The 16,030-nt window shown below is 36.6% G+C and carries 22 protein-coding genes and 1 pseudogene; 2 read left to right on the plus strand and 21 right to left on the minus strand.

All coding sequences use genetic code 11. The features are described 5' to 3' along the window. Positions 1 to 96: 96 nt before the first annotated feature. The 21 genes and pseudogenes from mobP2 to E4T79_RS03495 all read right to left on the minus strand — a co-directional run bounded on the left by mobP2 (position 97) and on the right by E4T79_RS03495 (position 13,253). Entirely contained in the window at positions 97 to 2,463 is a 2,367-nt protein-coding gene (gene mobP2 / locus E4T79_RS03395; RefSeq protein WP_135027752.1) for a MobP2 family relaxase, read from the minus strand. Positions 2,464 to 2,483: 20 nt separating this feature from the next. Beyond that, positions 2,484 to 3,044 carry a hypothetical protein gene (locus E4T79_RS03400; RefSeq protein WP_135027765.1) on the minus strand — a complete coding sequence of 187 codons (561 nt, stop codon included), beginning with the start codon at positions 3,042 to 3,044 and terminating at the stop codon, positions 2,484 to 2,486. Between the two features lie 11 nt (positions 3,045 to 3,055). After that, complete coding sequence (locus E4T79_RS03405) at positions 3,056 to 3,511, minus strand: hypothetical protein (RefSeq protein WP_135027768.1); 456 nt, start codon at positions 3,509 to 3,511, stop codon at positions 3,056 to 3,058. A gap of 10 nt (positions 3,512 to 3,521) precedes the next feature. Then, entirely contained in the window at positions 3,522 to 4,313 is a 792-nt protein-coding gene (locus E4T79_RS03410) for a DNA/RNA non-specific endonuclease (protein ID WP_135027771.1), read from the minus strand. Next, positions 4,313 to 4,660, minus strand: coding sequence for a hypothetical protein (locus E4T79_RS03415; RefSeq protein ID WP_135027774.1), 348 nt, complete (start codon positions 4,658 to 4,660; stop codon positions 4,313 to 4,315). The genes E4T79_RS03410 and E4T79_RS03415 overlap by 1 nt, the downstream gene beginning before the upstream one ends. Continuing rightward, positions 4,653 to 4,985 carry a hypothetical protein gene (locus tag E4T79_RS03420; RefSeq protein WP_135027776.1) on the minus strand — a complete coding sequence of 111 codons (333 nt, stop codon included), beginning with the start codon at positions 4,983 to 4,985 and terminating at the stop codon, positions 4,653 to 4,655. The genes E4T79_RS03415 and E4T79_RS03420 overlap by 8 nt, the downstream gene beginning before the upstream one ends. Positions 4,986 to 5,366: 381 nt before the next feature. Beyond that, complete coding sequence (locus E4T79_RS03425; RefSeq protein WP_135027779.1) at positions 5,367 to 5,642, minus strand: hypothetical protein; 276 nt, start codon at positions 5,640 to 5,642, stop codon at positions 5,367 to 5,369. A 195-nt stretch (positions 5,643 to 5,837) separates the two neighbouring features. Further along, a pseudogene (locus E4T79_RS03430) lies at positions 5,838 to 6,293 on the minus strand (hypothetical protein); the annotation flags it as partial. 15 nt (positions 6,294 to 6,308) lie between these two features. Then, the gene (locus E4T79_RS03435) at positions 6,309 to 7,313 is read right to left on the minus strand and encodes a hypothetical protein (RefSeq protein ID WP_135027782.1); all 1,005 of its coding nucleotides are present in this window, start codon (positions 7,311 to 7,313) and stop codon (positions 6,309 to 6,311) included. Then, the gene (locus E4T79_RS03440; protein ID WP_135027784.1) at positions 7,285 to 7,650 is read right to left on the minus strand and encodes a hypothetical protein; all 366 of its coding nucleotides are present in this window, start codon (positions 7,648 to 7,650) and stop codon (positions 7,285 to 7,287) included. Before E4T79_RS03440 ends, E4T79_RS03435 begins: the two co-directional genes overlap by 29 nt. Positions 7,651 to 7,670: 20 nt before the next feature. After that, the gene (locus tag E4T79_RS03445; protein ID WP_135027787.1) at positions 7,671 to 7,901 is read right to left on the minus strand and encodes a hypothetical protein; all 231 of its coding nucleotides are present in this window, start codon (positions 7,899 to 7,901) and stop codon (positions 7,671 to 7,673) included. Beyond that, the gene (locus tag E4T79_RS03450; protein ID WP_135027790.1) at positions 7,885 to 8,340 is read right to left on the minus strand and encodes a thioredoxin family protein; all 456 of its coding nucleotides are present in this window, start codon (positions 8,338 to 8,340) and stop codon (positions 7,885 to 7,887) included. The genes E4T79_RS03445 and E4T79_RS03450 overlap by 17 nt, the downstream gene beginning before the upstream one ends. After that, positions 8,340 to 8,750, minus strand: a complete 411-nt coding sequence (locus tag E4T79_RS03455; RefSeq protein WP_135027793.1) for a hypothetical protein — start codon at positions 8,748 to 8,750, stop codon at positions 8,340 to 8,342. Before E4T79_RS03455 ends, E4T79_RS03450 begins: the two co-directional genes overlap by 1 nt. Before the next feature lie 10 nt (positions 8,751 to 8,760). Continuing rightward, the gene (locus E4T79_RS11290; protein WP_135027796.1) at positions 8,761 to 8,964 is read right to left on the minus strand and encodes a hypothetical protein; all 204 of its coding nucleotides are present in this window, start codon (positions 8,962 to 8,964) and stop codon (positions 8,761 to 8,763) included. Positions 8,965 to 9,267: 303 nt separating this feature from the next. After that, positions 9,268 to 10,767, minus strand: coding sequence for a primase C-terminal domain-containing protein (locus E4T79_RS03465; protein ID WP_135027799.1), 1,500 nt, complete (start codon positions 10,765 to 10,767; stop codon positions 9,268 to 9,270). Beyond that, positions 10,768 to 11,175: a hypothetical protein gene (locus tag E4T79_RS03470; RefSeq protein ID WP_135027802.1), complete on the minus strand. Its 408-nt coding sequence runs from the start codon at positions 11,173 to 11,175 to the stop codon at positions 10,768 to 10,770. It abuts the gene before it with no gap. Positions 11,176 to 11,197: 22 nt separating this feature from the next. Then, entirely contained in the window at positions 11,198 to 11,380 is a 183-nt protein-coding gene (locus tag E4T79_RS03475) for a hypothetical protein (protein WP_135027805.1), read from the minus strand. Continuing rightward, entirely contained in the window at positions 11,377 to 12,045 is a 669-nt protein-coding gene (locus E4T79_RS03480) for a DUF2786 domain-containing protein (RefSeq protein ID WP_135027808.1), read from the minus strand. Before E4T79_RS03480 ends, E4T79_RS03475 begins: the two co-directional genes overlap by 4 nt. Before the next feature lie 34 nt (positions 12,046 to 12,079). Beyond that, positions 12,080 to 12,523, minus strand: a complete 444-nt coding sequence (locus tag E4T79_RS11295; RefSeq protein WP_228063781.1) for a hypothetical protein — start codon at positions 12,521 to 12,523, stop codon at positions 12,080 to 12,082. 10 nt (positions 12,524 to 12,533) lie between these two features. Next, positions 12,534 to 13,028 carry a modification methylase Sau96I gene (locus E4T79_RS03490; RefSeq protein WP_135027811.1) on the minus strand — a complete coding sequence of 165 codons (495 nt, stop codon included), beginning with the start codon at positions 13,026 to 13,028 and terminating at the stop codon, positions 12,534 to 12,536. 36 nt (positions 13,029 to 13,064) lie between these two features. Further along, positions 13,065 to 13,253 carry a hypothetical protein gene (locus E4T79_RS03495; RefSeq protein WP_135027813.1) on the minus strand — a complete coding sequence of 63 codons (189 nt, stop codon included), beginning with the start codon at positions 13,251 to 13,253 and terminating at the stop codon, positions 13,065 to 13,067. Positions 13,254 to 13,433: 180 nt separating this feature from the next. On the opposite strand from E4T79_RS03495, the gene E4T79_RS03500 reads away from it, so the two are divergent. Together E4T79_RS03500 and E4T79_RS03505 are read left to right on the plus strand one after the other, a co-directional pair. Next, positions 13,434 to 14,306, plus strand: coding sequence for a YitT family protein (locus E4T79_RS03500; protein ID WP_135027816.1), 873 nt, complete (start codon positions 13,434 to 13,436; stop codon positions 14,304 to 14,306). Between the two features lie 66 nt (positions 14,307 to 14,372). Continuing rightward, complete coding sequence (locus E4T79_RS03505) at positions 14,373 to 15,995, plus strand: ATP-binding cassette domain-containing protein (RefSeq protein ID WP_135027819.1); 1,623 nt, start codon at positions 14,373 to 14,375, stop codon at positions 15,993 to 15,995. Positions 15,996 to 16,030 lie beyond the last annotated feature (35 nt).

The raw sequence follows: 16,030 nt of genomic DNA on the forward strand, positions 1-16,030 counted from the left end.
TTCTAGTGTAAGAGATAATGGCATTCTCTGCGTTAAGGGGACAAACCATAGGAATTTTTCAACAAAAAAAGCCATTGATAGTTGATCAATGACTCATTAACGTTGGGCTTGTCTGCGTTCTTCTTGTTCTTCACGTTCATCACTACGTGCACGTTCCATCAGTGCCTTTTTATTGGCTTGTTGTGACCGCTTGAGAGAAGCTGTCAATTGTCGCATGAAGTCTGTATTTATTCTGCTACTTCCTTGTGACTGTTGCAGTTGAGCTTTTTTAATAACTTTTCGCTCCTGTAACTGCTTAGAAACTGTTTGAGCAATTTGATTTTGATTGTCTTCAGTCGGTTGTAATTTAACATACAAGTGTTTCAACTCTGTAACCCCCTGGGCGTTGGCTATTTTCATTTCCTTAACCGCTGCTTCATCTGATAAATGTTCCATCTGATGATTCCTGTTGTTAATCTGATATTTCAGCTGAAAAATGGAGACATGCGTTTGAAGTTCCTCAATATAGGCTTGTTTGGTGATTGTAGAACCCTTCAGCAAGGTGAGAATACTATCGTCTTGAATTTGACTAACAAGCCCTATTTCTGTCCGAAATTGTCTGATAGGAAGCTGGATAGCTCCAGCAGTTGCCTTTGAAATGGGAAGAGCAACACTATCCTCAAACTGACTCTTTAAGCGTTGCTTCAGCAATTGCTCATCTTCTGAGAGCCTATAGTTCGGAGTCAATTGTAATTCTACGGCTTTTAATTCCTGAGCTATTGACTGCTTTTTGAAGTCGATAAACGGTTGATCAGAAGCTAGTGGTTGAATCTGTTCTAACAGTTTTTGACGAACCTGTAACTCTTTCTGACTAGCTTCTAACATACTAAGTTTCAGAGCATAACGGAAAGTCCCTAATTCACGACGCTCTTTTTCCGTTAGACTAGGTTTTGACTTAGCAGCATCTACCAACTCTTTTAACTCACTTGATGATAATAAGGATAGGTCTTTTAGAGTCAAGGTTTTTAGCTGAATATTTTCTGTTAGCTGACTGACATCATAAACATAATCTGACACAAATTCTGGCTTACCAATCCCCTTTCCATGCTTATCATAGGCCTCAAAGACCGGTTTTATAATTTCAAGAGGTTGTTCCCCATCACTCACAAAATAGCCCATTTTTTGCCAGGCTTCCAAACTTTTAACAACACTTGCTTCAGGAAGTTGTTCTAAGATTTTCTTCTGATTCAAACTCGAAAAGTTTTCCAAATTTTTTTCCAGCTGAACGTCTTGAATTTGAGGAGCAGCCTCTCTAAACGATCGTAAGATATTATTGGCCAAACGCTCTCTTAAATCCATCACACGACGGGCCAAGTGATGCTCTAAATCATATCCCTTTGATTCAGCTAATGCCCGAGTGGTTTTTCCATCGACTTTGCGGATTTTCTCATAGACTTGATTTTTTTCAGTGGAATAGACACCTTCATACGTTTTCAGAAATTCCCTAGTTTCTTGTAGAAATTCTTGATAAGCAGCACTACCTTCATTTTGTAAATAAGAATCAAGGTAGCGATCAAGAAAGAACTTACTGACCGCAAAATCCCTAGCATTTGATCCATAACGCCATTTTTTATTAAGAGGTAAGTGATTGTAAGCTTGTTCCAAAAAATTTTTTTCAGCCGAAGAGATAATTTTGTCTTCTTGATAAACAGAGGTCATTAAATTAGCTTTAAGATTAGCCAGCACTTGTTCTTTTCTGATAAGATTTGATCGTGTCTCCTCTTTTAAGAGTCCGTGATAAACACCACTTTTAAATCGATTGATGGTCTTCTGAGAGAAGTTGCCCTTGTACTCCATGCGACCACGTGGCCGATAAAATATTTTCTCACGATTAGATTCTACTTCAGATAAACCAAAATGGATATGAATATTGTCTGTGTTGAGGTGGATATTTCCCCACCAAAAAGCAGTGTCAGAAAGGCCTTCCTTCTGAATGAGTGTAGGCATCATATCACGCATAGCCGCTTTAATCGCCTTTTGATCAACTTGGCCAGTTGCAACATCATACAATCCCTGTTTCGCAAGAAAAGCATTATCAAACGAAATAACACCTTGCCAAAGAAGTGAGCCGTTTTGATAAGCTAATTCTAACTTATTTTTTAGGTTGGTTAATCGACGTTTCTGGAGATAGTCTGCTTCCTGAGTGAAGACTGCCGTCAGTTCCTCAGACTGTTTCTCTGTGGCATAAGAACGATTCATATAATCAATATACTCACGAAAATTCAACTGTGTTTCAGGAACTGCATCCTGAATACGAGTCATCTCATCTTCAGTCAATCCTTCAATCATTTGCCTATTCATTTCCAAGGACAATTCGTCATCAATTTTGACAGCTTCATCACGATTTGTATAATCCACATACTGAGGATTAGCCTCTGTATATTGAAGCATGAATGTAATATTAGGACTAGACGATACATTCATCACTTATGCTCCTTTCTCAATCAAAATAAACCATCTTTCCTTAATTGAACATAATCTTTGAGCAGGGGTTGAAGTTCTTCAGGTTCTACCTTAAAATCTTGAAACCACGGTCCAGATTGAGAGACATGCAACTCTTTTTTAACTTCAATAAATTGCATAGGAACTAATAAAATATTTGGCTGATTCAATTCTGAACCACTTTCACGTTCTAGGAAAGCTACGATAAAATCTTGACTACCATTTGTTCTAAATTGCCAATGTTGAGAGTTCCCATTTTTCTTTTTATGTAAGGAACTATACTTAACATCAATCGTCAAACCATCAAACCAAAAATCATAGACAGGATTATTTTTCTTAAAATATTTATTAGCATCTGTTGCTTCTGGAACATATTTTTGAAAGAGTTCTTCTGCCATTCCTCCCAGTTTTGCTGTTCTAGAACCGTACTGAATTTTATCTTGAATTTTCAAGCAGCCGCTCTTTATTAATTTCAAGTGTGCAATATGAATCGTTAATCCAGATTGCTTTACTGCCTCATGAAAATCTCCTGTTTCTAAATATATATCAACTATATCAGCCATTTTAATTATCCTTAATGTGAGTTCTTAATTGTTTGGCCACGTGCCACATCTTCTTTAATGAGGTCATCAATTCTAGCCATCAATTCATGTTGAGCTGGATCAAAACGAGAATGAACAGACTCTAAATCTTGAATATCAAAATCATCGCCTTTTGTGATGGCATGGAAATTAGTCAATTCTAAATAAAGTAGCTGATCCAATTGACGACGGATAGATTTTAAAGAACGCCTCTCATCTGAGTTGGTCAAATTTTTTTCCAGCCGAGACAATCTCTCTGAAAAATTTTGTTTATCTTCAGTTTCCAAAAAAAGTTTATAGAAAACATCAATCAACTTAACAACAGTCGCTGACTGTTTCTGACCTGGACATTCTAAACTTTCCCCTACATCTGCTAATAAGTAGGCTTTGATTTCAGAAAACTTTTGTAGTGTTTCTTCGTTAAAATAGATATTAATTCTAGTTGCCATTATTTCCCCTTTACTGTAATTTTTTGGAAGTTCCTGTTAAATAATGAATCTCATATTCTGGTTGAACGTTAAAAATATAAACATCAAAAGATACAGTATCATCTTCAACACTTTGTGCTTCTAAACGAATACCACGAGCAACTAATTCTACGTTTTTAAAAATAGGCGTTACTCTATAGCGGACACGATGTTCTGTCTCTTTTATATAATTGGCGACTAAATTTTCATAGTAAACCATTGACGATTTTTCATTTTCAAAATTGGCATTAAGCGCACGTGTACCTGTAAAAAGATTTTTCACATTTGCATTCTCACCACTCAATTGAAATCCTATTAGATGAGACCGATTATATAGATAATCTTGCTTTCCGTTGAAGTTGATTTTTTTATTTTTCCAGCCAGTTGGTTCCACAGATGAAATATCTTCACGTTCACTTGTTGGCATTAAGTCTTTACCCAACATTGCTTCAGCAACCCCCACACGATTCAAAAAATCAAGGTCACTATATTGTTCCCATGAACCATTTTTCAAGCTCAATTCTTCTGTCGTAAATTGCGCCTTATCATTAACCACTATGACTTGATGTTGACCATCAAACACTTTTGATTTTAATTCTTCATTTTGTGTTTGATGTGCATTTCCTAAGTCACTATTTTTTTCTTCAGGTGAATCCGAGATATTCAGCTGACTGGCCAAATCATTTTGCGTCAATGCACTTTTTAGAGTTTGAAAATTTTGGGGTTGCACGATAAAAATAACGATAAACAAAATACTGGTTAATAGAAATTTATTCTTCTTCATCAACGTCCTCCCGCTTCTCTTTCAGCAGCCAAAGCATTCACATCATCCATAAATCGTAACCAATCAATGGTTAATTCTTCAACAATATCTTGTTTGGCACTAGAGGCTAGTAACTTGATTTCATTTTTCAGTAGTAGTTCCAAGATGTTAGCTTGTTGTTCTTTAATATCTGCCAAAATTTCCGCAAACTTATTATCATATAAATCAAGACCATCATTTTCGACAATGCGATACAACTGAGACAGTAAAAAATCAGCAAGATTAGGATACTGGAATTTTTCAGACATCATCTCTAAGTGAACAAATAATTCATCAGGAACTTTACGTAATCTAATTTCCTTAGTCACTACTTTCTACCTCCCCTTCATATTCTAACCAGCGGGAAATATAGTCGGCATAGCGAGCCAATTGAGTTTCAAATTCTGCCAAAATGTCTGTCTGTTTTTGGGTCAAAAACAAGACATGATCTGATGTCAATTTCATATTTTCTAAATGCGCCAAGTAGTTTGCTTCGACCAAATTAAATTGATCCTTTTCAATCTTTTCACGCAAGACACGAACTAAAAAATCATTAAATGATTTTGATTTCATTCTCTTTGACTGAGCCTTTAAATAGTCAATTTCTTTGTCAGTTAATCCACGTATTTTTAACTCTGTTCTTCTCGTTACCATATAAAAATAACCATCTCCTTTCAAAAAAGAAGCAAAAAAGAAAACCTCAACCTCGCAACGTCACGAAAATAAATTTTCTACTTTTGCGGTTTTTCAAGAGCTAACCCACCTAATGTGTTCTAGCCCATGAAAAGAGCATAAGGGAAACTGTCCCACCGTACTGCTGGGAGTTGATAGTATCAACGTTTCCCGTGTCCCCAATTTTCTCGGCTACGCCTACATAAAACACACACACTTTGTGCGGTGGTAATCATCGTATACCACACGAAAACACACGCTACAGGTGTTTAAAAACATCGTTTAACACACCTTGACACACTAGCATAACACACTAAAGCACACACCTTTTTCAGGGGTTATTCAACTGAAAAATAGAGCATTTTAGCTTGATTGATTCGCTTCTTCTCGTTCTTTTTGGGCTACCTCACGTCTTGCTTTTTCCTCTTCCTTGAAGATCGCTAACTCTGTTTTGAGATCATCTAGAATGGTTTCATAAGTCTGATTGTTGTCTTTTTTTAACTGAATCTGAACGTAGACTTTACCAATTTGCTTTTGAAGATTTTCTTCAGCGACCTTTCGTTCATTTTCCAAAGAAGCAACTTTTTTCTTCGCCTCTTCCAGTTCTAAATCAATTTTATTGAGATTTTTCTTAGCCATGTTATAGCCTCCTTTATTTGATATATTTAGTATAAGGGATAATCAAATTTCCTGTGTTAAGGGGACAAATCACAGGAAAAATAAAAAGCTCCCCAATCTAAATTAGGGAGCAACCACTCTATAACTATTCTTTCAAAATCCTTTCTCTTCTTTTAGAAAAGTAGCTCTCCGACTGAGTTTGAATTTAATCTAGGTTTTATTGAGCACATTTTTGAAGAGATAGACCTTAAATAATCTCGGCTGAATAAAGATGATAAGATTTGCCAAAACAAGACTACTAATCCAAAGCGTAAAGAGACGATTGACCAAAAATTCTGTCAAAGCATGTTGCTTAATATAAGCGTTGCCAACTAGAAAGAATAAGTACATCACTCCAAGTAAAAGAGATTTTTTTATTCGTCTAACTTTTGACAACACTGCTTGGATAGCATCTACTATCACTTTTAGCAAAACTATTAACGCTAAAATATTCACCGTAAACACTTGAAACTCTCTTGACATATAATAGGTCAGCAAGCCTAACAAGGCTGATGTGAAGAGATAAAATTGATTTTTAGCTACAAATCCAATGAGCCAATTTAAGCCACAAATAAGAGATAATTTAAGACCGTTTTTGTTTAATGATTTCCATTTTTGAATATAGTTTTTCATAATATTTTCCTTTTATTATTTCATCTCTACTGTTTCAATTGGATTTGAAAACGCAAAGGTGCCATCTTTGACAGCTACTTCTTTTTTCTCTAGACTAATAATCTTAGCTTGGACTTTTTCAATATTTCGAGTTGCCGTTTCAATGGATCTATTTTTAGTTTCAATATTACTTTCGACAGTTGCAATATCCTTTTGGTTTGACTCTAAATCATCACCCGAGAGATATTCTGCTTCTTTGAGAAGTCCAGATTTCCGAGACTCGTCATCCTCAATAGAGATCTTCAATTGCTCAATAGAGTGATTCAACTTTTCAATCTGACCTTCCTGGAAAGTCTTCTCTTCTGTGATTTCTAATAAGGCAAATTCTTCACGAGAAACGCTTTTTATCTTTTCTTTTTTAAGCCTACTATTTTGAGTCGTCACATAGAATTGAACAACATTATTATTATCATTTTCTATTATCTTAGAAGGTTCCTCCTGGTCATCAGAGGAACTAGACACATCAATATCAATTGAATTAGTAACAACTGTCATATTCGTAATATCGATTGCATAGGCTCCAAAATTATCCGGTACATTTCGGATAATCACAGAAATCTTATTGTCCACAATTGGGACGATTTCCATTCTTGTATCTGTTGTTTTTTTCTGAGCATACAGGTCCCATTTGAGGCGTTTGGTATCAATACCACGATCAACTGGAGAGGTGGAATCCTTCGTTTCAAACTGAAGAACAATAATGCCTGTTTCAGGAGAATAGGTTTGGCTAGATAGTCTAATTTCCCCTGTTCCATTGACAAATGTTCGCTTTGTTTTGAGCTGTTCGTCAGTATAGGTTTGTCTTTGTGGAGAATAAATAGCTCCCAATAATAAGCTTATCCAAGCTGTAAATAATACTGAAAAAATAACTAGCTTTCGCTTAATCACGTTGTCTTGAAACCATCTATTAGTTGCGGTAAATGGTTTAGCAATTGAACTGGATTTTATAATTTCAATCCATTTTTTTAGTCTTTCTATCACATTTTTCTCCTTTCCATATTCCTTGAATCCATGCTTTACCTTCGGTATAAAGAAAGTCTGAACCACAAGATAGCCAAATAGCAAATAAAACAGCCATCCATCGAAAGGAAAAAAATGGACGACAAAGATAATAAAAGAAAGCTATTCTTGCTAAAAAGAAACTGATCCAAATGATTAGTTTTAATAAGGTTCCCAGTGCTTGCTTAAACTGCTGCTTGATAGTTGTTCTCTTTATATCTTTAAATGTCACTTCTGCTTGTTGGATTTGAGTATCTAGTTCGTTTATCTCCTTAATCAAAGTATCACGATGGTGCTTTAATTCTTCTAGTGTTTGCATTCTACTTCCTCACATTAGCCTTAAATATAATCCATTTTCTCTGGCGCTAGCTCCAGCGTCAGCCACAAAGCTTCACTTTCTGAGATATGAGTTAAGCGACCACCTTCATCATTGAAACGGAGCAAGGTAAAAATGCCATCAGGGTGTTTCCCTAAGACAACCATACCTTCAGTTGTTTGTGATCGCCATAGTTCAGTATCAATTTGAAAGGCTGTTTCTGCCCACTTACTAAGCTTAGTTTTTCGTGTCATTTAAAGCCTCCTTAATACTCTTCTCATCAGCCTCAATCTCACCTGTTTTGTCCTTAGCAGCATACAAATAAAGCTTCAATTCACCCTCTCTTATCGTAATCAATGTCGCTACTTTTTCAACCTGGTATTTCTTCACAAGATTTTGGCCATCTTCTGTTTCCACATCGATATAAAACGTCGGATAAGGACTCTTTTCTGCCGCCTCAATAACAGCTTTCTTTCCTTTCTCGCAGTAAGGACAGCCTGTCTTATGAAAGACTAAATTGGCGTTCTGATTGACCACCACATCAACATAAACTTGTTCCGTAAGGTATTTATCGTAGTCTTTGGTCACATGCTCAGTCCAAAAGGTCTGCACACCAAAAACTGCAAAGAATAACATTCCAACAACTACTAATGTACCTAAAACCAGTTTTGGTATCTTAAATCTATCATCCATTATCCTTCACCTCCCTGTATAAACTCGAACAAGTCTCCTTGAACGTAGTTCACTTTAGCCAAACGTTTAATTTCTGCTTTTAAACCTTCAAAGACCGTCATCACACCATTGAATCGTAATGGGTCAAAATGTTCATATACTCCAACTAATGGTAGCATTGGAAAATGATCCTTCTTCTCACTTTTAAGAAATTCAAGCACCTGCTTCTCCACCTCAATGACACCATCTACTCTTATCAATGCAGGTATACTGGTAATGGCCTCTCCATTCTGATAAAAAGTCAAAGCGGCATCTCCAGATTTTATCGTCCTAAACTCTGGAAAATCCTCTGTTATCTTAAAATAATAAGCCAGTGGTTCCTGTCCTAAACCTGTCAAATAGTATCCACGTACAATCTTAATATTAACCATTCCATCCCTCCTAACAAATCTTCTGAACTCTAAAAGGAGCCTGATAGTACTTCGGGTAATGAATAATCCTTTTCGTTCTCTGAACGGGTAACGGGTTATGGTAATGTACCTGCATATATTGACAAGCTAATCCCCTACTCTCAAAAATCAATAAACGCCCCTGATTATCACAAATATAGTCTCCATCTTGAAAACTAAAAATAACGTATTTCATCTATACCCCTCTCTTTCTCATTTGTTCTACAAATTCTTTGTAGTCTCTTTCTAGCTCTATATCATAACCATTGATATATCTCATTCTATGGCTACAACTAAGACATCCTAAGACAAATAATACTAATCCTAGAACAGCTAAAGCTACACTAGATACTATAATCACGTTCCACATTTATTTTCACCTCATCTTTTTTAGTTATTACTGTTGATTGGCATTACTATTTTTCCTCTCTGATTTGCTTGCCAGTATCAGAGATATAAATGTAATGGCAGTTTGCGGGTTTAGAATTTTTTCGGATAATCAACCAATATCTGCTTCAAATAAGGACACTTGTTTTGTTTGTTTAAGGCCATTTCTAACCCTTTCTATCACCGATTTAGTGAACCCTAGGTTTTCTTCAAAGAAAGCAGCAATATTGCCAAAATAAGCCTCCTGGCGCTCTTTTTTCACCTGGATAAGTGAAAGGACAATCGCTTTTACAGAAGCCAGTCTAATACCTCCACCACGGCCAGACTTAACCACAAAGAAAATCTTGTTGTCAGCTTTAAGAGATTTGAGGACCTTATCTAGTGATCGCTCAGGAATATTTAACGCTTCCCTGATCGTTTTTTTAGTCGTCTGAATAAAAGGGTCTTCAGACTGATAGAAGCCTTCTAAATAAGCCATCACATCAGCCTTCCACTCATGTAAGTGACTATGTTTACGTTCAGCACGTTTCTTTTTGAACTTATACCATCTTTGCTTGACAAATAAATCAGAGGCTTTCAAATTCTCGTTAACCCAGGCTTTACACAGAAGAATGACAAAATCTCGACTTGCAGCCTCATATTTTCCTGAGTAAGCTGAAGTAATCACTTTGAAGAACTCGTCCTGAGTGAGCGGTTCGGCCAAGTGTTCATTAAAATCATCCAAAACATTCTCACAATCGGCCTGAGAGACACCGCTAGAGAAGTTGGCTAAGGCTAGTGTGAAGAGAACGTTGTTTCGTCCCATCAAGGCTTTCGCTCCCTTAATGTTTGACTCATTCATAAGTATTTGATACCAAGGCTCATCAATCTGTTTCACACCTTCAGATCCTGAAATAACTGTTAGGTTAGGTTTCTTACTAGGAAACGGTAAATCAGACTGTTTCATAGACCAATCTAACCACTCCTGAAACGAGTACGTGTAATCTGTATGATAAAACTCGATATTGTCTGTTCGTGGCATCCGTGCAATACCAAAGTGATTACAGGTCATATCAACTGGCAAAGTTTGAGCAAAATAGTTCCTCAAGTTTTGTGAGATAGCTTTAGCCACTTTGATCACTCGAAACTGTGAATGAGCCGTCACGTAAGCTGGTGTCTCCAGCACAAAATAAGCCTGGTAGCCTTTATCTGATTTTAGAATCAGTGTTGGCATAAAACCTAAATCGATAGCAGCTGTTAAGATGTCTCCAGAAGTCATTTCTTCAGCTGAAGACGTAATATCAAAATCAATATAAAACGTGTTAATTTGTCTCAGATTATCCTCAGAGTGACCACGTGTCACTCGACGTTTATCATCACTATAAGCGCCAAAACGATAAACATTGGGTGTCCAGTGAGTAAAGCTATCCTGATTCTCTAAAATAGCTTCCATCGATGTCAGAACAAGCCCGCATGCCTTCACCATATTTTCTTTAGAACGGTAGGCAAAGACCGCTCCACGCTTTCCTTCTTCAGCTGAAGAGACTAATTTTAGGTGACTATTCTTAAATTTAGTTTTTCTTAATCCATCTTTGAGGATTAGGTTATAGATTTCCTCTATCTGTTTTACCATCTAGGTCTTCCTTATTTCTTTATGTGTCGGAAATAGACTATCTGCTCGTTTTAAAATCTCAAACTTAGTAGGAAAGTCGATTGTCTCTCTTTCCCAAAAGTAAGGCTTTCTCTTACTTGATTCATAAGCATATAACTTATCGAAAATCCATGGAGCTACCTTAGCAATTTCATATATTTCAATATATACATCACGATATGGACAGGTGATGCTTCTACAAAGATAATTGGATAATCTCATAAGCAACAGCTGTTGTCCTTGCATGATTATCATCTGAGAGACTAATTGATGGATTTCTTCCACAATATCGCTAAGATAAATGGTTTGTTGCCTCTTTTTTTGTTTATAATAGTGATAATATCCTAATACCAAAACTGAAATAGAAATTGTTATAAGAATGGTATTCATAGTAAATCCCTCCAATATCAAATCATCCTTTCTTAAAAATTGCCACTGAACCCTTTAGATTATTCAAAAAATCTTCAAAATCTGTTGTCCTCTCTTTCGTCTGCTTCAGCAAAGCATATTGGATATTTGACAATTTAGCAAGTGAGGGACTATAGTTTTCTAATTCAGCGATACAGTCTTCTATTTGTTGGTTTATTTGGTTCATTCTAGTAGTTCCTTTGGCATTAGTCTTGTTTCTTTTGCATGTTCGAGCCCTGTAATATACGCCTCAGAATCAATTTCAATTTCAATGTTAATAGTCCTACTTTTTAAATCTCCCATACGGAGCCTCTGTTCTTCTAGAACCTCAGCAGGAATCTGTACCATCAAAGCAAATTCTTCTGATGATTGAACCTGTATTTTGAAGCGTTGATCCAGTCCATCTAAGAAACCAAGCAAGTAAGACTTCTTATAATCTTTCCATCTTGCTTTTGTAATTGTAGGAAAGAGTCGTTTTAATCTATACTTCAGATATAAAATCGCTCCTTCATACACTTTGGTACACAATTCAGCATCCGAATGATACCCAAAGAAAATAATCTGAGTGATGCCATCATCAGGAAGTCTTCTCCTAATTGTCTGACACCTAAAATTTTCACCGAGAATAGCTGCAAGTTTTTCTTGCCACCAAGGCAAACGATATTCCCTCGTACCTACTGTTTCACCAATATTGTTTTTGGTCTTAGCAGTCGTCACGTCACTCATAGATAGATTATGTTTAACCATCAATTTTTGAGCCATCAGAAGAGCTGTTTGCCCTTCTTCATCATTTGGAGCATCATAAGCCAATTCAAGTAGATTTTGTACTTTAGATATAATCTTGTTATCCATCTCAATCCTCCAGTCGATACTTTCGTGGTAAATGCTAGGCATAATGTTCTGGATCATCTACCATTGCATTATAAAAAATCATATTCTTAGCGATAATTTCTTGCCATTTAGAAATTTCTTCACGATATATACAATCTAGGCCATAGAATTTTTTTGCAATAAACCGAACAGCACCAATATGATCGCCCAAGGTAATGACACACAGGACATCGTGTTCCATATCATAAACCCAGTGAGCTTTAGGATTTGTCAGGATTTTTTCAGCAAATCCTTTATCCCTTTCAAGCCAATAACGACCAGGGCGATAGTACACTTTCATTTGAGAAAGCTCATCATTAAATTCATAGAAACAGTGACTACATAAAGTCCTATTCTTATCGAGCCACCAACAGGCACCATACTCATCATCAATAAAAGGTGTTATCCAATTACAGCTACATCTTCTACAAATTCCTGTCTCTATTTCCTCATGTCTCATAACATCTCCTTTAATTAACTTTCATACTAGTAGGAAGAGAAGATTTTGGCATACAGTAACCATCCTGTAAGTCTCTTTTCAAATAAAATTCAGGACTTGTAGTTGTTACATAATCACTTCTCTTCCAGTTTCGTCGAAGACGTGTATTAAACAAAGAAACCTTTGCTTCAATCTCTTTGAACTTGAATCCTAGCTTCAAATATGTTGTAACAATTTCATGAACATGTTCCTTAGACTCCTTATTTCTAACTCTATTATGGATAGCTTGTTCTTGGTCTTCCAATATCAAGCTTTTCTGATATTGGATATACAGCACTCTCATTTTTTCGATTTTATCCTGCCAATTCAGATTATAAGGTTTACCAGAGTACTTATTTACTAAGTTCCTAACAGGCTCTTTAAACTTCAGCTGAATAGAATCGAACTCACCTAAATCAGTTAGAGGATCAACAAACCCCATTGTCTCGCTATTGATTAACTGATTATAAAATTTATTTCTAATCATTCTAGCCTCCTAGTTATACCTCATTGTAATCACCTTTTAAGACGTATTTACCAAGTTCATCTCTTCAAATAAATTCATCTGATAGAACATAACTTGTGATACCTGTTGACTTGAAATAGAATCAGCATTTTCTTCAGTTACATCTAAACTCACTTCCTGATCGTGGTCAATAACTTCATAGATTTCTAAAGTGTCAATATCCATCACAATTTCCAATCCCTTCATGGTAAAACTCCTTTCTTTATGAGATTTTAAGCGAACAAAAAGGAGAACAGATTTCTCCGTTCTCCTCATAAATACAGGATTATTTCTTATTCTAAAAACTCTTACCACTTACAATAACTTGACGACAAGCTTAGAATTATGGATAATAGAAGCTGGACATTGACAGATAGGATACTTACGATGAAACAAAAATTAAAAGATTTTGCATTTGTAACAGTTGGATCTCTTATTTCTGCTGTTGCCTTTAACAGTATGTTTGTTGACAATCACATTGCTTCTGGAGGAGTTGGGGGTCTAGCTATCAGTATGAATGCCTTATTTGGTTGGAATACCGCTAATTTTGTACTCTATGCCAATATCCCTCTCTTACTCCTTTGTTTTTTCTGTTTGGGAAAAGAAGTCTTTATTAAAACCGTCTATGGTGCCTGGATTTATCCAATTTTCATCAAGTTGACAGCAGGTTTACCAACCTTGACACACAATACACTTCTGGCAGCAATTTTTGGAGGTGCTATTCTAGGATTTGGTCTTGGATTGGTCTTCATCGGACATTCATCAACTGGTGGTACAGGCATCATTATTCAACTATTTGAAAAGTATACACCGATTCCACTTGGAACCAGCATGGCATTTGTAGATGGGATTGTCGTAGGACTTGGATTTGTCGCCTTTGATACGGATACCGTAATGTACTCAATCCTTTCTTTACTCTCCATTACATACATTGTCAATCTTGTCATGGCAGGAGCTGATTCCTCAAGGAATATCCTGATTATTTCCAAAAAACATACTAAAATCAAGGAATACATCACAAAGGTTGCTGATCGTGGTGTAACAGAACTTCCTATCATCGGTGGCTTTACCGGTCAGGAAAATCGTATGCTCATGACAACTGTTGCACGGCTCGAATATCAAAAATTAGAAACGAACATCCTTGCTATCGATGAAACAGCCTTTATTGTCGTCATGCCTGCTACCCAAGTGAGGGGAAGAGGTTTTAGTTTACAAAAGACGCATCAGAATTTGGAGAATGATATTCTCATTCCAATGTAGTTTCAATTGAAAAATTGGTTCGTTTAGAGTAGAATAAGACTAACCATAGAAAATAGGAGAATTGTATTGCTTACAGTATCAGATGTATCGCTTCGTTTTAGCGATCGAAAATTATTTGACGATGTCAACATTAAGTTTACAGCAGGAAATACCTACGGCTTGATTGGGGCCAATGGTGCCGGAAAATCAACTTTCCTTAAAATTTTAGCAGGAGATATTGAGCCTACGACTGGTCATATTTCCCTCGGACCGGATGAGCGTCTCTCTGTTCTACGCCAAAATCACTTTGACTATGAAGAGGAGCGAGTGATTGATGTCGTGATTATGGGGAATGCTCAACTTTATAGCATCATGAAAGAAAAAGATGCCATTTATATGAAAGAAGACTTTTCAGATGAAGATGGTGTCCGCGCTGCTGAACTAGAGGGGGAATTCGCTGAATTAGGTGGCTGGGAAGCAGAAAGTGAAGCCTCTCAACTCTTGCAAAATTTGAACATTGCAGAAAATCTTCATTACCAAAATATGAGCGAATTGACCAACGGAGAAAAGGTAAAAGTTCTCTTAGCCAAGGCTCTCTTTGGTAAACCAGATGTCTTGCTACTAGATGAGCCAACCAACGGTCTTGATATCCAATCCATTAACTGGCTCGAGGAATTTTTGATTGACTTTGAAAATACAGTCATTGTCGTGTCTCACGATCGTCATTTCTTGAATAAAGTATGTACACACATGGCTGACCTAGACTTTGGCAAAATCAAAATCTTCGTTGGAAACTATGATTTCTGGAAACAATCAAGCGAATTGGCTGCTAAATTGCAAGCGGATCGCAATGCCAAGGCAGAAGAGAAAATCAAGGAATTACAAGAATTCGTTGCTCGCTTTTCTGCTAATGCTTCCAAATCGAAACAAGCCACTTCACGTAAGAAAATGCTGGATAAGATTGAACTAGAAGAAATCATCCCATCCAGCCGTAAATACCCATTTATCAACTTTAAGGCCGAACGAGAAATTGGAAATGACTTAGTAACCGTTGAAAACTTGAAAATTACGATTGACGATGAGGTGATTTTAGACAATATCAGCTTTATCCTTCGTCCAGGTGATAAGACGGCCCTGATCGGTCAAAATGATATTCAAACAACAGCACTTATCCGCGCCCTCATGGGAGACATCGAGTATGAAGGGACAATCAAGTGGGGAGTGACTACCAGTCAGTCTTATCTACCAAAAGATAATAGTCGTGATTTCGCAAGCGATGAATCTATTCTTGATTGGCTCCGTCAATTTGCAAGTAAGGAAGAAGATGACAATACTTTCTTGCGTGGCTTCTTGGGACGTATGCTCTTTTCTGGTGATGAGGTTAATAAGCCTGTTAATGTTCTCTCAGGGGGAGAAAAAGTGCGCGTGATGCTCTCAAAACTCATGCTACTCAAATCAAATGTCCTTGTCCTTGACGATCCAACCAATCACCTAGATTTGGAATCAATTTCTAGTTTGAACGATGGACTAAAAGCTTTCAAAGAATCTATCATCTTTGCCAGCCATGATCATGAGTTCGTTCAAACCTTAGCCAATCATATTATCATCATTTCCAAAAATGGGGTTATTGATCGCATTGATGAAACCTATGATGAATTCTTAGAAAATCAAGAAGTACAAGCAAAAGTAAAAGAACTTTGGAAAGATTAAACGAAAAGGCGAAGTGATTCGCCTTTTCTTGCAAA

Source organism: Streptococcus sp. LYSM12 (assembly GCF_004569635.1).
In the GTDB taxonomy this organism is placed as follows: Bacteria; Bacillota; Bacilli; order Lactobacillales; family Streptococcaceae; genus Streptococcus.

Coding starts and splice junctions, on each gene's coding strand:
- E4T79_RS11290 (WP_135027796.1), bottom strand. CDS start 8,964: ATGAAATACGTTATTTTTAGTTTTCAAGATGGAGACTATATTTGTGAT.
- mobP2 (WP_135027752.1), bottom strand. CDS start 2,463: ATGAATGTATCGTCTAGTCCTAATATTACATTCATGCTTCAATATACA.
- E4T79_RS03410 (WP_135027771.1), bottom strand. CDS start 4,313: ATGAAGAAGAATAAATTTCTATTAACCAGTATTTTGTTTATCGTTATT.
- E4T79_RS03475 (WP_135027805.1), bottom strand. CDS start 11,380: ATGAACCAAATAAACCAACAAATAGAAGACTGTATCGCTGAATTAGAA.
- E4T79_RS03425 (WP_135027779.1), bottom strand. CDS start 5,642: ATGGCTAAGAAAAATCTCAATAAAATTGATTTAGAACTGGAAGAGGCG.
- E4T79_RS03490 (WP_135027811.1), bottom strand. CDS start 13,028: ATGATTAGAAATAAATTTTATAATCAGTTAATCAATAGCGAGACAATG.
- E4T79_RS03495 (WP_135027813.1), bottom strand. CDS start 13,253: ATGAAGGGATTGGAAATTGTGATGGATATTGACACTTTAGAAATCTAT.
- E4T79_RS03420 (WP_135027776.1), bottom strand. CDS start 4,985: ATGGTAACGAGAAGAACAGAGTTAAAAATACGTGGATTAACTGACAAA.
- E4T79_RS11295 (WP_228063781.1), bottom strand. CDS start 12,523: ATGAGACATGAGGAAATAGAGACAGGAATTTGTAGAAGATGTAGCTGT.
- E4T79_RS03465 (WP_135027799.1), bottom strand. CDS start 10,767: ATGGTAAAACAGATAGAGGAAATCTATAACCTAATCCTCAAAGATGGA.
- E4T79_RS03445 (WP_135027787.1), bottom strand. CDS start 7,901: ATGACACGAAAAACTAAGCTTAGTAAGTGGGCAGAAACAGCCTTTCAA.
- E4T79_RS03400 (WP_135027765.1), bottom strand. CDS start 3,044: ATGGCTGATATAGTTGATATATATTTAGAAACAGGAGATTTTCATGAG.
- E4T79_RS03470 (WP_135027802.1), bottom strand. CDS start 11,175: ATGAATACCATTCTTATAACAATTTCTATTTCAGTTTTGGTATTAGGA.
- E4T79_RS03500 (WP_135027816.1), top strand. CDS start 13,434: ATGAAACAAAAATTAAAAGATTTTGCATTTGTAACAGTTGGATCTCTT.
- E4T79_RS03455 (WP_135027793.1), bottom strand. CDS start 8,750: ATGGTTAATATTAAGATTGTACGTGGATACTATTTGACAGGTTTAGGA.
- E4T79_RS03450 (WP_135027790.1), bottom strand. CDS start 8,340: ATGGATGATAGATTTAAGATACCAAAACTGGTTTTAGGTACATTAGTA.
- E4T79_RS03405 (WP_135027768.1), bottom strand. CDS start 3,511: ATGGCAACTAGAATTAATATCTATTTTAACGAAGAAACACTACAAAAG.
- E4T79_RS03480 (WP_135027808.1), bottom strand. CDS start 12,045: ATGGATAACAAGATTATATCTAAAGTACAAAATCTACTTGAATTGGCT.
- E4T79_RS03440 (WP_135027784.1), bottom strand. CDS start 7,650: ATGCAAACACTAGAAGAATTAAAGCACCATCGTGATACTTTGATTAAG.